The organism is Novosphingobium sp. 18050 (genome assembly GCF_902706195.1).
Taxonomy (GTDB): domain Bacteria; phylum Pseudomonadota; class Alphaproteobacteria; order Sphingomonadales; family Sphingomonadaceae; genus Novosphingobium.
In genome coordinates this window covers 132,508-145,453 of sequence record NZ_CACSJO010000010.1, presented here as the reverse complement: position 1 = coordinate 145,453, position 12,946 = coordinate 132,508, and the positions used below count along the sequence as shown (strand labels likewise).

General features: G+C 64.2%; 13 protein-coding genes. All 13 read left to right on the top strand.

Annotation, left to right across the window (positions count from 1 at the left end; all coding sequences use genetic code 11):
- Nucleotides 1-34: 34 nt before the first annotated feature.
- The 13 genes from GVL61_RS12215 (at nt 35) to GVL61_RS12155 (ending at nt 12,946) form a co-directional block, all read left to right on the top strand.
- Nucleotides 35-2,188 carry a M13 family metallopeptidase gene (locus tag GVL61_RS12215; RefSeq protein WP_159980377.1) on the top strand — a complete coding sequence of 718 codons (2,154 nt, stop codon included), beginning with the start codon at nt 35-37 and terminating at the stop codon, nt 2,186-2,188.
- A 191-nt stretch (nt 2,189-2,379) separates the two neighbouring features.
- Complete coding sequence (locus GVL61_RS12210) at nt 2,380-3,192, top strand: undecaprenyl-diphosphate phosphatase (protein WP_159980375.1); 813 nt, start codon at nt 2,380-2,382, stop codon at nt 3,190-3,192.
- A 6-nt stretch (nt 3,193-3,198) separates the two neighbouring features.
- The gene (gene ppk2, locus GVL61_RS12205) at nt 3,199-3,984 is read left to right on the top strand and encodes a polyphosphate kinase 2 (RefSeq protein WP_159980373.1); all 786 of its coding nucleotides are present in this window, start codon (nt 3,199-3,201) and stop codon (nt 3,982-3,984) included.
- 143 nt (nt 3,985-4,127) lie between these two features.
- On the top strand, nt 4,128-4,295 hold the full coding sequence (gene rpmG, locus GVL61_RS12200; protein ID WP_007688317.1) for a 50S ribosomal protein L33: 168 nt from the start codon (nt 4,128-4,130) through the stop codon (nt 4,293-4,295).
- A 42-nt stretch (nt 4,296-4,337) separates the two neighbouring features.
- Nucleotides 4,338-5,000 carry an outer membrane lipoprotein carrier protein LolA gene (locus tag GVL61_RS12195; RefSeq protein WP_159980371.1) on the top strand — a complete coding sequence of 221 codons (663 nt, stop codon included), beginning with the start codon at nt 4,338-4,340 and terminating at the stop codon, nt 4,998-5,000.
- A gap of 380 nt (nt 5,001-5,380) precedes the next feature.
- A complete protein-coding gene (gene xth / locus GVL61_RS12190; protein ID WP_159980369.1) occupies nt 5,381-6,169 on the top strand; it encodes an exodeoxyribonuclease III in 789 nt (262 codons plus the stop codon).
- On the top strand, nt 6,118-7,236 hold the full coding sequence (ribA, locus tag GVL61_RS12185; RefSeq protein WP_159980439.1) for a GTP cyclohydrolase II: 1,119 nt from the start codon (nt 6,118-6,120) through the stop codon (nt 7,234-7,236). The genes xth and ribA overlap by 52 nt, the downstream gene beginning before the upstream one ends.
- 41 nt (nt 7,237-7,277) lie before the next feature.
- Complete coding sequence (mutM, locus tag GVL61_RS12180; protein WP_159980367.1) at nt 7,278-8,090, top strand: bifunctional DNA-formamidopyrimidine glycosylase/DNA-(apurinic or apyrimidinic site) lyase; 813 nt, start codon at nt 7,278-7,280, stop codon at nt 8,088-8,090.
- 146 nt (nt 8,091-8,236) lie between these two features.
- Nucleotides 8,237-8,497 carry a 30S ribosomal protein S20 gene (gene rpsT / locus GVL61_RS12175; RefSeq protein ID WP_043972368.1) on the top strand — a complete coding sequence of 87 codons (261 nt, stop codon included), beginning with the start codon at nt 8,237-8,239 and terminating at the stop codon, nt 8,495-8,497.
- A 590-nt stretch (nt 8,498-9,087) separates the two neighbouring features.
- On the top strand, nt 9,088-10,554 hold the full coding sequence (dnaA, locus tag GVL61_RS12170) for a chromosomal replication initiator protein DnaA (protein ID WP_159980365.1): 1,467 nt from the start codon (nt 9,088-9,090) through the stop codon (nt 10,552-10,554).
- A 306-nt stretch (nt 10,555-10,860) separates the two neighbouring features.
- On the top strand, nt 10,861-11,712 hold the full coding sequence (locus GVL61_RS12165) for a GGDEF domain-containing protein (RefSeq protein WP_159980363.1): 852 nt from the start codon (nt 10,861-10,863) through the stop codon (nt 11,710-11,712).
- Nucleotides 11,713-11,792: 80 nt separating this feature from the next.
- Entirely contained in the window at nt 11,793-12,185 is a 393-nt protein-coding gene (locus GVL61_RS12160; protein WP_159980351.1) for a DUF983 domain-containing protein, read from the top strand.
- Nucleotides 12,182-12,946, top strand: a complete 765-nt coding sequence (locus GVL61_RS12155; protein ID WP_159980349.1) for a HesA/MoeB/ThiF family protein — start codon at nt 12,182-12,184, stop codon at nt 12,944-12,946. The genes GVL61_RS12160 and GVL61_RS12155 overlap by 4 nt, the downstream gene beginning before the upstream one ends.

The window sequence follows — 12,946 nt, the reverse complement described above, 5'->3', positions numbered from 1 at the left end:
GTCGTAACCCCCAATTTCACGAAAAGGTCAGGACATGCCCCGCTTCTCCAGCAAGGTGCTCGCTTCGAGCGCCGCTGTTTCCGTTTTCGCTCTTGGCTTTGGCCTTTCCGGCATTGCCACCGCGCAGGAGGCTGCACCTTCCGCAAAGCCGTCGCTCGCGCCTTCGGCCGACTGGGGCAAGTTCGGCGTCCAGACCCAGTGGATCGACAAGTCGGTCAAACCGGGTGACGATTTCGATGCCTACGTCAATGGCACCTGGAACAAGACGGTTGAGCTGCCCGCCGACCGCACGCGTTGGGGCTCGTTCCTCGAACTGAACGACCTGTCCGAACAGCGCGTCCACGCGATTCTCGACGAGCTGGTCGCCTCCAACCCCGCACCGGGTTCCGACGCTGCGCGCATCGCGGCCGCCTACAAGGCGTTCATGGATACCGCTGCGATCAATGCGGCAGGCCTCGCTCCGGCCAAGCCCTACCTCGACCGGATCAAGGCGGCGAAGACCCCCGCCGATCTCGCCCATCTGTTCGGTCAGCCCGGCTACGCCTCGCCGCTCGGCGCCTATGTGGGGGCCGACGACAAGCAGAGCGACATCTACGCGCTCAACATCGGCGTCTCCGGCCTTGGCCTGCCCGACCGCGACTATTACCTCAAGAACGACGAGCGTTCGGTCGCCTTGCGCGCCCAGTACCAGACTTACCTCGCGTTCCTGCTCGGCAAGGCCGGCTATGCAGACGCGCAAGGCGCGGCCAAGGCCGTGCTCGCGCTGGAGACCAGCATCGCCCAGGCCGACTGGGACCGTGCCGCTGCCCGTAACCCAGACCTCACCTACAACAAGCTGCCCGTGGCCGAATTCGAGGCGATGGGTTCGCCCGGCGTGGTGAAGGGCTTCCTCACCAGCCTCGGCGCGCAGAAGGCGACTTATGTGCTGGCCGCCGAAATCCCGCCCACGGCCGAGGAACTGAAGACTGCCCGCATCGATGCGGCAAAGGCGCAGACGCTGTTCGGCGGCGGTGTGCCGGCGGTCATCAAGCTGGTCGACACCGTGCCGGTCGCGACCTGGCAAGCCTACATGGCGGCGCACTTCCTCAGCGACAACGCCACGGTCCTGCCGTCCGATATCGACGACGCGCGCTTCGCGTTCTACGGCAAGACGCTCTCCGGGCAGCCCGAGCAGCGCGCCCGCTGGAAGCGCGGCATCGCGGCGGTCGAAGGCATGGCCGGTGAACTGGTCGGCAAGATCTACGCCGCGAAGTATTTCCCGGCCGAGCAGAAGGCGGCGATGACCGACCTTGTCGCCAACCTGCGCAAGGCGATGGGCGTCAATCTCAAGGACCTGGCGTGGATGAGCCCCGCCACCCGCGTCGAGGCGAAAGCCAAGCTGGACGCCTTCACGCCCAAGATCGGCGCGCCGGCCACGTTCAAGACCTATGACGGGCTTGCCTTCTCGCCCACCGATCCGCTGGGCAACGTGGTTGCTGCCGGTGCCTGGCAGAGCGCCTTCGACATGAACCGCATCGGCCAGAACGTCGACCGCGCCGAGTGGGGGATGCTGCCCGAGACGGTCAACGCCTACTACAATTCGACCTTCAACGAGATCGTCTTCCCCGCCGCGATCCTGCAGCCGCCGTTCTTCAATCTTACGGCGGACCCGGCGGTCAACTATGGCGGTATCGGCGCAGTGATCGGCCACGAAATGGGCCATGGCTTCGACGACCAGGGCGCTAAGTCCGACGGCACCGGCAACCTTCGGGACTGGTGGACCCCGGCCGACAAGGCCGCGTTCGAGAAGCTGCAGGACAAGCTGGCGGCGCAGTATGATGCGCTCTGCCCGTTCGATGACGGCAAGACCTGCGTCAACGGTCACCTCACGATGGGCGAGAACATCGGCGACCTCGGTGGGCTCAGCCTTGCCTACCGCGCCTACAAGCTCTCGCTGAACGGCAAGCCGGCGCCGGTGATCGACGGGTTCACCGGTGACCAGCGCTTCTTCATGGGCTGGGCGCAGGTCTGGCGCTCGAAGGTGCGCGAGGCACAGGCACGCCAGTTCCTGATCACCGATCCCCACTCGCCGCCGCAGTACCGCATCAACGGGATCGTTCGCAACTTCGACGAATGGTACAAGGCGTTCGGCGTGAAGCCGGGTCAGACGCTGTACCTTGCGCCTAAGGACCGCGTCCGTATCTGGTAAGCCCCTGCGCAGGCTCACCCCCGGCCCCTCCCGCTTGCGGGAGGGGAGCGGGATTGCCGAGCCGTCAGGCGAGGGCAGTCGCGGCCGGGTGGGCCATCGGAGCGCCGGCATTTTCAATGCCCGGCAAAATTTCCGCATCGCAGCACGTCACCGGTTGACTTGGCACCGCCGTACGGCATGACCTCGTGCTCATGGACCTTACCTTCACCGCGATCCTCCTCGGCATTGTCGAGGGCCTCACCGAGTTCCTGCCCGTCTCTTCGACCGGCCATCTCATCCTTGCCACCCGCCTCTTCGGCTACGATTCGAGCCAGTGGGCGACATTCAACATCGTCATACAGCTGGGCGCGATCCTGGCTGTGATCGTGCAGTTCTGGCGCACTTTCTGGGCCGTCGGCACGGGCCTTCTCAAGCTCAATCCCACCTCGATCCGCTTCGTGCGCAACGTGCTGCTGGCATTCATCCCCTCGGCCATTCTCGGCCTCCTCCTCAAGAACTACATCGACGCGCTGCTGGGTGAGCCGGCCGTGGTTGCCTGGGCGCTGATCATCGGCGGCTTCGCAATTCTCGGTGTCGAGAAGATCGCCAAACCGGGCCCGCTGACAGGCGTGGCCGAACTGCCCGCCAAGCAGTGCATCGGCGTCGGCCTTGCGCAGTGCCTCGCGATGGTGCCGGGCGTCAGCCGTTCGGGCGCGACGATCATGGGCGCGCTGGCGATGGGCGTGGAACGCCGCACCGCCGCCGAATTCAGCTTTTTCCTCGCCGTTCCCACGATGGTCGGCGCGACCACGCTGGAACTGCTGGGCGCGCGCGAGGAACTGATGGCAGGCACTGGCGTTGTGGGCTGGAACGAGATCGCAATCGGCTTCTTCGTTTCCTTCGTGGTGGCGCTCGTTGTCATCAAGGCGTTCATGGCCTTCGTCAGCAAGTCCGGTTTCGCGCCTTTCGCGTGGTATCGCATCGTTGCAGGAGCGCTGGCGCTGTTCCTTCTATCGAGAGTGTAAGCAGGCATGGGTGAGGGCAAGCTGGGGCGCAAGGATTACGACAGGCTCCTCGAACCGATGGAGGAGGAGCTGGTCGCCATGGCGCGCTGGGCGCAGAAGACCTCCGCTCGCATTCTCGTCCTTTTCGAAGGGCGCGACACTGCCGGCAAGGGCGGCGCGATCAAGGCGCTGTCCGGCCAGCTCAACCCCCGGCAGTGCCGCACGGTGGCGCTCGCCGCGCCGAGCGAGCGCGAACAGGGGGAGTGGTACTTCCAGCGTTATGTCCCGCACCTGCCTGCGCGTGGAGAGATCGTTCTGTTCGACCGCTCATGGTACAACCGGGCCGGGGTCGAGCGGGTGATGGGGTATGCCGACCACGGCCAGGTGGAGGCCTTCCTGCATCACGCTCCGCTGTTCGAGAAGGCGCTCGTCGACGACGGCATTCTCCTGTTCAAGTACTGGCTCGCCTGCGACCAGGAGAAGCAGGAGGAACGCCTTGCCGAACGCGCCGCAGACCCCCTAAAGCGCTGGAAGCTCTCGCCCGTCGATATCGCTGCGCGGGAGAAGTATGACGAGTACACTCTGGCCCGCGAAGCGATGCTGGAGGCTACCCACACGGCGCATGCGCCATGGACGCTGGTGGACTTCAACGACCAGAAGCAGGGCCGTCTGACCCTGATTCGCGACTTCCTCGATCGCCTGCCCGATACTGGCATCGAAGCCCCGGAACTTCACCTGCCAGCGCTCGATGGAAAGCCCCGGCGCGAGAAATTCGGCGTTCTTGAGCCGATCAAGTCGTTTCCATTGTCCTGAATTGGCGTCCGGTGCTTGACTTTGCGGGCCCGATTCTGCATGGGCCGCAGCCTTGCAGGGCAGCATGCAGATGCGGCCCTCGTGGTATTGTTTAAACGCCGGCCTGCCAGGGCGGCTGAAACTTAGAGAGTACAGGAACCGCCATGGCGAAGCCCGCAACCGTCAAGATCCGTCTGGTCTCGACTGCCGACACCGGATTTTTCTACGTCACGAAGAAGAATCCCCGGAACACCACCGAGAAGATGAGCTTCAGCAAGTATGATCCCGTCGTGCGCAAGCATGTCGAGTTCAAGGAAGCCAAGATCAAGTAAGGTTCACGGTCGGTTCAAGGCTGTGAACCCATTGGGGAAGCCATGAACCGTACCAACAGAACTTTTCGATCCTGCGTTGGCGCGGCCGCTTTGGCCGCGCTTTCCATTCCAGCCCTCACGGTTTCGATCCCGGCAATCGCGGCGCCGCCCGCCACTGCCGATGCAAAGCAACTCGACCAGGCGGTCGAGGCGCTGCGCGGGGTCGACAGCATGAAGGCGGACTTCGTCCAGACCGACCGCTCCGGCCAGTCCGTGAACGGCGTGCTGACGCTCAAGCGCCCCGGCAAGATTCGTTTCCAGTACGAGAAGAGCGCCAACATGCTCATCGTCGGGGACGGCAAGGCGCTGACCCTCATCGACTACGATGTACGTCAGGTGCAGCGCTGGCCGATCAGCAACAGCCCGCTCGGCGCGTTGCTCGACCCCAAGCGCGATGTCGCGCGATTCGGCAAGGTGCTGCCTACCGGCAACCCGAATGTGGTCAGCATCGAGGTGCGTGATCGCACCCATCCCGAATACGGGGTCATCACGCTGATCTTTACGCGCAAGGCCTCGGCTCCCGGTGGGCTGGAACTGACTTACTGGATCGCGCTCGATTCGCAGAACAAGCGCACCACGATCTCCCTGTCGAATCAGCGCTACGACGTGCCCGTCACCGACAATGATTTCCGATGGAACGACCCGCGTCCCCGGAATCGCCGTTAACGGGCTCGTCGCCGTCCCGGAACGGGTTGGCGCAGATTGTGCGCACTTAGCGACAAACAGCGACAGTTTTCTGACTTTCGTTCACTTGGCAGCAAGGCAATCCATCCTACATAGGAGTTGTCAGAGCGGTTTTGAGGCGGGTTTCCCCCCTGTTGCCCGCGCCTCCTGAGTGGCCGCTCTGATGCTAGCGTGACGAACGCTTACAGGAACCCTCGAGCCTCTGCCCCCGGCTCGAGGGTTTTCTGTTTGGATGGCCGGCTTTTGCCCCATCCCGGCCTTCCCGCCTGAAACAAAATCCGACCATCCGAGGCGCCGCGCGTACCCTGATGCCGGCTAAGGGCCTCTGGCAATTCGCGCATCGCGTGCTTAAAGCCAGCCCCATGAAAATCGCCACCTGGAACATCAATTCCGTCCGCCTGCGTATCGATCAGGTCGAGCGTCTTCTCACCGAGCAGGCGCCCGACGTGCTGTGCCTGCAGGAGATCAAGGTTGCGGAACCCCTGTTCCCGCATGAGATGTTCGAGCGGCTCGGCTATACGCACCGCGCGATCCACGGCCAGAAGGGCTATCACGGCGTCGCCACCGTCTCGAAAGTGCCCTTCCGCGACTTTTCGAAGTACGACTGGCAGGACAATGGCGAGGCGCGTCACATCGGCGTTGAACTGCTCGGTCCCGGTCAGGGAATGATCCTGGAAAACGTCTACATTCCCGCCGGCGGAGATGTTGCAGACCGCGAGGTGAATCCCAAGTTCGGCCAGAAGCTGGATTTCCTCGAACGCATGACCCGCTGGGCCGAAAAGGTCGACCGCCCGACCCTGATCGTGGGTGATTTCAACATCGCCCCGCTCGAATCGGACGTCTACAACCACAAGGCGCTGCTCAAGGTCGTCAGCCATACACCTCTCGAGGTTGAGACGCTGAAGCGTTTCCAGGACGCCCACGGCTGGGTCGACATGGGCCGCCACTTCATCCCCGCGCCCGAGCGGAACTATTCCTGGTGGTCCTACCGCAGCTATTGGCGGGAGAAGGACCAGGGGCGCCGTCTCGACCATATGTGGGCTTCGCCCGATCTGGCCGCGCAGGCGCGCGGTCATCACTTCGTCGAAGAAACGCGCCGCTGGGAGCAGCCCAGCGATCACATCCCGCTCATCACGGAGTTCGAACTCTGAGCGGTAGCCTGCCCTCAGGCGGCGCCCGCCGCGTCGCGCTGGCGCTCGATGCGCTGCGCCACGGCTGGCCGATTCGCGTTGACGGCGGGGATGTATTGCTCCCCGCCGAGACCGGGTTCGCCGAGGGTGTAACGGCCCCGCGCATGTTGATTTCGGCTGCGCGGGCGGTGACGCTCAAGCTGGCCAACCAGCGCGAGGCTGCCGTGCCGGAGGCTCCCGTGCTGATTCGCGCCGCCGAGCCGTTCGACCTCGAAACCGCGCGGGCCGTCGCCGACCCGGCGCTCGACCTCGCGAACCCCATGAAAGGGCCGTTCGCGGCCCAACAGATTGGCGACCGCGACGCAGCGCGCATGGCAATGGAACTGGCGCGGCTCGCGGGCATCTTGCCTGCCTACCTCGTCGCCCCGTCGCTGGACGGCGAAGTGCAGGCAGTGTCCTCGGCCGACCTGACCGAGTGGAAGGACACGGCCCGCATCCAGATCGCCAGCCGGGCACACTTGCCTGTCGCGGCCTGTGAGGCGGCGGAGATTGTCGCCTTCCGTGCACTTGATGACCTGCGTGAACATGTCGCGCTGGTCATCGGCACGCAGGATGGCGGGCGCCCGCCATTGGTGCGCCTCCATTCCGAATGCCTCACGGGTGACATTCTCGGCAGCCTCAAGTGCGACTGCGGTCCGCAGCTCGACGCTGCATTGCGGGCGATGGCGGACGAGGCTGGAGAGGGCGGCTGGGGTGTGCTCCTCTACTTGCGGCAGGAGGGAAGGGGCATTGGCCTCGTCAACAAGCTGAGGGCCTACCGACTGCAGGACATGGGCTACGACACGGTTGATGCGAACAATCGCCTCGGCCTGCCCACCGAGGCGCGCGACTTCCCGGTGGCGGCACGCATGCTGGACCTCCTGGGCGTGCGCGCGATTCGCCTCATGACTAACAACCCGGCCAAGGTCGATGCGCTTCAGGGGGTTGGCGTGGACGTGATCGAGCGCGTGCCGCACCAGTTGCCGGCCAACCCGCACAACGCCCGCTACCTCGACACCAAGCGCGACCGGACGGGACATCTACTCTAACCATTGGCGCGGAGACGAACTGGTCCTATCTCCCGTGGACGATGCCAGAGCTTCCAGAAGTAGAAACCACCGTACGCGGCCTTGCGCGTTTTCTTGAGGGCGAGCGGATCGCCCGTATCTCGCTGAACCGCGCAGACCTGCGTCGCCCGTTTCCGCCGGATCTCGTCCAGGTACTCACCGGCGCCAGAGTGACGGGCATGGGGCGGCGCGCGAAATATGGCCTTATCCATACCGACCGCGACCAGACCATGGTCTTTCACCTCGGCATGTCCGGCCGCTGGCGAATCGAGCCCGAGACGCCTGACAGGCATGACCATCTCGTGCTGGAGACCGGCAGTGGCCATGTCCTCGCGCTCAACGATGCCCGGCGGTTCGGCTCGGTCGATCTCGCGCCTACGGCGGGCCTCGAAACATGGGGCCCCTTCGCTACGCTCGGCCCGGAGCCTTTGGGCGATGGGCTGACAGCCGGGCACCTTCGCAGCGCCCTCGCGGGGCGAATCGCCCCGATCAAGCAGATGCTGCTCGACCAGACGATCGTTGCCGGGCTGGGCAACATCTACGTGTGCGAGGCGCTGTTCCGCGCCGGCATCCGTCCCGACAAGGCGGCAGGGCGCGTCACGCTGCCCTCGCTCGCCCGGCTGGTTCCGGTCATCAAGGACGTATTAAGCGAATCGATCGCGGCCGGCGGCTCCACCATCCGCGACTATGCGCAGCCCAATGGCGAGTTGGGCTACTTCGCTGCCGCTTGGCAGGTCTATGGCCGCGAAGGCGATCCCTGCTCATGCGGAGCGCCAATTCTGCGCTTCGTACAGGGGGGGCGAAGTACCTTCTGGTGTCGCAAATGCCAGAAATAGGGGGTTTGCGCTGGCTCGTCCGGGTTGACGGGAACCCCCTTCATCGGTAAGGGCCGCGCTTTCCGGCGAGTCCGCTCGCCAAGAGTAGATTCGTTAGGCATAGGGCCGCGTTCCCACCAGTTGGGCGGCCAGACAGAGGAAATTCGATGGCCAATACGCCGCAAGCCCGCAAGCGCATCCGTCGCAACGATCGCCGCGCCGAGATCAATACCAACCGCGTCAGCCGCATCCGTTCCTTCGTGAAGAAGGTCGAAGCAGCTCTCGAGGGTGGCGACAAGACCGCAGCGGCCGACGCACTCAAGGCTGCACAGCCTGAGCTGGCACGCGGCGTTGCTCGCGGCGTGCTGCACAAGAACACCGCGTCGCGCAAGCTGTCGCGCCTGACCAAGCGCGTCGCAGCGCTCTGAGTCGGCGCTCCTGCTTTCGCAGGAGGTGATTCGCAGTATCGGGGAAGCCGCTGGTCGGTGGGCCTGAGTACGAAACAGGAACGGAGTTGGGATCATTGATCCCGGCTCCGTTTTCGTTTTTGCTGCACCGCAGCACGGCCTGGCATAAACTCGCGGAAATGCTGCGATTCGGCACGCTGCGGCGCGGAACATTTTGAAATTTAAGCACATTACAGTTCAGCGACGGATTTCGGCGGGGTCCTGCTGAGTCAACAGCCATAATTTTATTTATTTGGGGAGCGCCGTCTTGCCTGCGAGGCAAAGGCCTTCCTAAAAGGGCGCTCGGCAGTTGCGGAACTGGCCGGGGAATCAGCGATAGCGTCTGGAGCGACAGCCGTGAACATGCGTTCACGGTTGGGGGAAGGTTTACCCTTCCTCCGTTGCATGGCGTCGTCGTTGGGGGCTCCCTTGCTGCCGCAATCGCGTGGGTGTTAAAGCGGGCTAAGGGGGTTCGACCGGTGTCAAATACGTCAACAGGTCAGCCTTCGGTGGACGCTTCCCATGTGAACCGACCCGCGGTGAGTAGCGGGGGCGATCAAGGTGTGAACAGTGTGAACAGGAAGTCCAAGGTGGTGCGAGTGGCGGTCGAAGAAGATCAGGAGGCCGTTAATCTGGCGGCAGACTGGGCTGACATCAGCCAGGGCCTGCGTAAGGACCTGGGCCATCAGGCGCACAGCCAGTGGATCAAGCCGATCCAGCCGGGCAGCTACTGCGGGGAAACGGGTACGCTCGATCTGTACCTGCCGACCGAATTCTCGGCCAACTGGGTAACGGACCGATTCGCCGACCGGCTCTCGCTGGCATGGAAGATCGCCCGACCCGACGTGCGCCACGTGCGCATTTTGGTCCACCCGGGCCGCCGCCAGCTCCCCGAACTGCGTCTGGGCAACGGCGGACGCCCGTCGAGCGCGCCGGCCAACGATTCGGCTGTCGGTTCCTCGGACCCGCTCGCCGCCGCTCTGGCTGGCGAAGCCTTCGCCTCACTGGGCCAGGGTCCTGCCGGCATCGACGCCTCGCAGACCTTCACCAGCTTCGTGACCGGCACGTCCAACGTGCTGGCCTGCAACGCTGCGCAGCGCATGTCTGCGACGGAAACGCCGCAGTTCTCGCCGCTCTACCTCAAGGCCGCGACCGGGCAGGGCAAGACGCACCTGCTGCACGCGATCGGCCACGCCTATCTTGCCAGCCACCCGCATGCCCGCATCTTCTACTGCTCGGCCGAGCGCTTCATGGTCGAGTTCGTGCAGGCGCTGCGTCAGAACCAGATGATCGAGTTCAAGTCGCGCCTGCGCGGCTTCGATCTGCTGCTGGTCGACGACATCCAGTTCATCATCGGCAAGGCTTCGGCGCAGGAAGAACTGCTCTACACGATCGATGCGCTGCTTCAGGAAGGCAAGCGTCTTGTCTTTGCCGCTGACCGCGCGCCCCAGGCGCTCGACGGTGTTGAGCCGCGCCTGCTCTCGCGCCTGTCGATGGGCCTCGTCGCCGACATCCTTCCCGCCGACATCGAACTGCGCCGCTCGATCCTGGAAAGCCGTCTTACGCGCTTCGCCTCGGTCGAAGTGCCTGCCGATGTCATCGAGTTCCTTGCTCGGACCATCAACCGCAACGTGCGTGAACTGGTCGGCGGCCTCAACAAGCTGATCGCCTATGCCCAGCTGACCGGCCAGGCCGTGTCGCTCCAGCTCGCCGAGGAACAGCTCACCGACATCCTCTCGGCCAACCGCCGCCGCATCACGATCGACGAGATCCAGCGCACGGTTTGCCAGTTCTACCGCATCGACCGCACCGAAATGAGCTCGAAGCGCCGCGCCCGCGCGGTTGTGCGGCCGCGCCAGGTGGCAATGTACCTCGCGAAAGTGCTTACCCCGCGTTCGTACCCTGAGATCGGCCGCAAGTTCGGCGGGCGTGACCACTCGACGGTGATCCATGCGGTTCGCCTCATCGAGGAACTGCGCACCCGAGATGCCGACATGGACGGCGACGTGCGCTCTCTGCTACGCCAGCTGGAAAGCTGAGTTTTCCCGGACTTGTGCCGGGTTCATTCACAGAGTTACCCACAGGGGCCGGAGGCATAGCGCCTTCGGCCCCTGTTTGTTGCCGGATCGCCGCGGGGCTGCGCTTCGGCATGACCCGGAGGACGCAGAAATGGTCAAACCTCTCACGGCCGGGTCAGGGCGGGTTATGATGGCCGATCTCGCCGCTCATGGCGGCAATCGGGCGCCCCGGCGCATAAGTTAACACTTCGATAAGCCCCTTTCCCTAGCGTGAAATGTAAGTTTCGACATTTCATTCTCAATTTACGGAAAGAAGGCATTTCCCCCATGCGCTTCTACAAGGCCACGGCATTTCTCTTCCCTCGCAGTTATGAGCGGCGGGTCCTGTTCTTCTGCTTCGGCGCAGTCCATTTTCCGCTGCTCGCCTGTATCGTCCTCCAGGCGGTGACCGGGCACTGGCAGCTCACCACGCTGCTGACACTGCTGGTCGCCACGCTGGTCGGCACCGGCCTTGGCCTGGCTGCGATCAATGCGCTCCTGGCACCTATCGGCGAGGCGACGGCCATGCTCGCGGCAATCCAGAACGGCGAGCGTATCGTTGTTGTCCCGACGGGCGGAGAAGATCTCGTCGGCCGGCTGCTCACTGGTGTGACAAGCGCCGCTAATGAGACTGCCGCGCGTATCGAGCAATTGGTGGATGCCGCCGAAAGCGATCCGCTGACCGGCATTCGCAATCGCCGCGGGTTCCTCGATTCGGCGGAGCAGATCCTGCGCGGTCGGAGCAATGCGGTGCTGGCGATCATCGACATCGATCACTTCAAGTCGATCAACGACGAGTTCGGCCATGACACCGGCGACCAACTGCTCAAGTCGCTCGCCCGCAGGATCGAGGACTACCTGCGTCGCAGCGATATCTGCGCGCGCTGGGGCGGCGAGGAATTTGCGGTTCTGCTGCCTGACACCACGCTCGACGAGGCGCGATTGGTCATGGAACGTTTGCGCGCCACGGTAGCGCTCGACACCGGACTGGGCGTCGAGAACCGGGCGGTGACCTTCTCTTGTGGTCTTGCGCCGGTACGTACTTTTGCGCAGCTGGGCGATGCGACCAAGCAGGCCGATGCAGCGCTTTATGCAGCCAAGAACGCCGGTCGCAATCAGGTTCACGTCACCGGATCGTGATGCGCCTGGCATGGGGCGGGGGCCTGCTCCCTCCCTTTGCCGCTTCACCCCTTGGCGCACATGCTGTAGGCGCTGGCTCGATGATTCCAGCCACTTTCGGACAAGCCCTATTGCGCGGCATTCGCGGCCGCTGCCCGCGCTGCGAGCAGGGGGGGCTGTTTCGCAAGTGGCTCAAACCGCGTGAGCGCTGCCCCGTCTGCACGATGGATCTGACACCGCAGCGCGCCGACGACTTTCCCGCCTATATCGCCATGATCGTCACCGGCCACCTGATGGCGCCGCTGATCATCATGCTTTCTCTCGATTTCGAGCTGGGGCCAGTGGCGATGATGGCGATCCTGGTGCCGCTGGCGCTGGTGATGATGCTGGGTATGCTGCAACCAGCCAAGGGGGGCGTCATCGCCCTGCAGTGGTGGTTCGGCATGCATGGTTTCGTCAAGGAGCGCCTGCCCGAGGACACCCCCGAATCATGAGCCTTACTCCGGACCGTCTCGCGCGATTCGCCCGTCATATCGTGTTGCCCGAAGTGGGCGGCGTCGGTCAGGTCGCTTTGTCGGACGCGCATGTGGTGCTTGTCGGCTGCGGCGGGATAGGCAGTCCTTCCCTGCAATACCTCGCTGCAGCCGGCATAGGCCGACTGACGCTGGTGGACGATGACGTCATCGACATCAGCAACCTTCAGCGCCAGACGATTTATACGCCATCGGATGTCGGCAGGCCCAAGGCGGAAACGGCAGCCGAATGGGTGCGGCGTTTTGATCTTGGCCTGAAGGTCGAACCCGTGGTCGCGCGGATGGCGACTGGCAACGCGCACGAAGTGCTTTCCGGCGCCGATCTCGTACTGGATGGCTGTGACAACTTCGCGACTCGGCTGCTGGTGTCAGATACCTGTGTGGAACTGGGCATCCCGCTGACCAGCGCGGCGATCGGCCGGTTTCAGGGGCAGGTCGCGAATTTCGCCGGGCACTTGCCGGATCATGCCTGCTACCGCTGCTTCGTGGGCGATGCCTTCGACGCGGTGGACTGCGATACCTGCGCTGCCGACGGAGTACTGGGCGCGATGGTCGGCATGGTCGGCACATTCGCCGCGATGCAGGCGATGCGGATTCTGCTGGCGGGCCACGCGGCTTTCGGCGAACCGCAGTTCGGAACGCTTCATCTCATCGACGGAATGGCGCCTTCGATGAGGCCGCTGAAGATCGCCAAGGACCCGGCCTGCACGGCTTGCAGCTGA

Coding starts and splice junctions, on each gene's coding strand:
- GVL61_RS12215 (WP_159980377.1), top strand. CDS start 35: ATGCCCCGCTTCTCCAGCAAGGTGCTCGCTTCGAGCGCCGCTGTTTCC.
- GVL61_RS12210 (WP_159980375.1), top strand. CDS start 2,380: ATGGACCTTACCTTCACCGCGATCCTCCTCGGCATTGTCGAGGGCCTC.
- ppk2 (WP_159980373.1), top strand. CDS start 3,199: ATGGGTGAGGGCAAGCTGGGGCGCAAGGATTACGACAGGCTCCTCGAA.
- rpmG (WP_007688317.1), top strand. CDS start 4,128: ATGGCGAAGCCCGCAACCGTCAAGATCCGTCTGGTCTCGACTGCCGAC.
- GVL61_RS12195 (WP_159980371.1), top strand. CDS start 4,338: ATGAACCGTACCAACAGAACTTTTCGATCCTGCGTTGGCGCGGCCGCT.
- xth (WP_159980369.1), top strand. CDS start 5,381: ATGAAAATCGCCACCTGGAACATCAATTCCGTCCGCCTGCGTATCGAT.
- mutM (WP_159980367.1), top strand. CDS start 7,278: ATGCCAGAGCTTCCAGAAGTAGAAACCACCGTACGCGGCCTTGCGCGT.
- rpsT (WP_043972368.1), top strand. CDS start 8,237: ATGGCCAATACGCCGCAAGCCCGCAAGCGCATCCGTCGCAACGATCGC.
- GVL61_RS12165 (WP_159980363.1), top strand. CDS start 10,861: ATGCGCTTCTACAAGGCCACGGCATTTCTCTTCCCTCGCAGTTATGAG.
- GVL61_RS12160 (WP_159980351.1), top strand. CDS start 11,793: ATGATTCCAGCCACTTTCGGACAAGCCCTATTGCGCGGCATTCGCGGC.
- GVL61_RS12155 (WP_159980349.1), top strand. CDS start 12,182: ATGAGCCTTACTCCGGACCGTCTCGCGCGATTCGCCCGTCATATCGTG.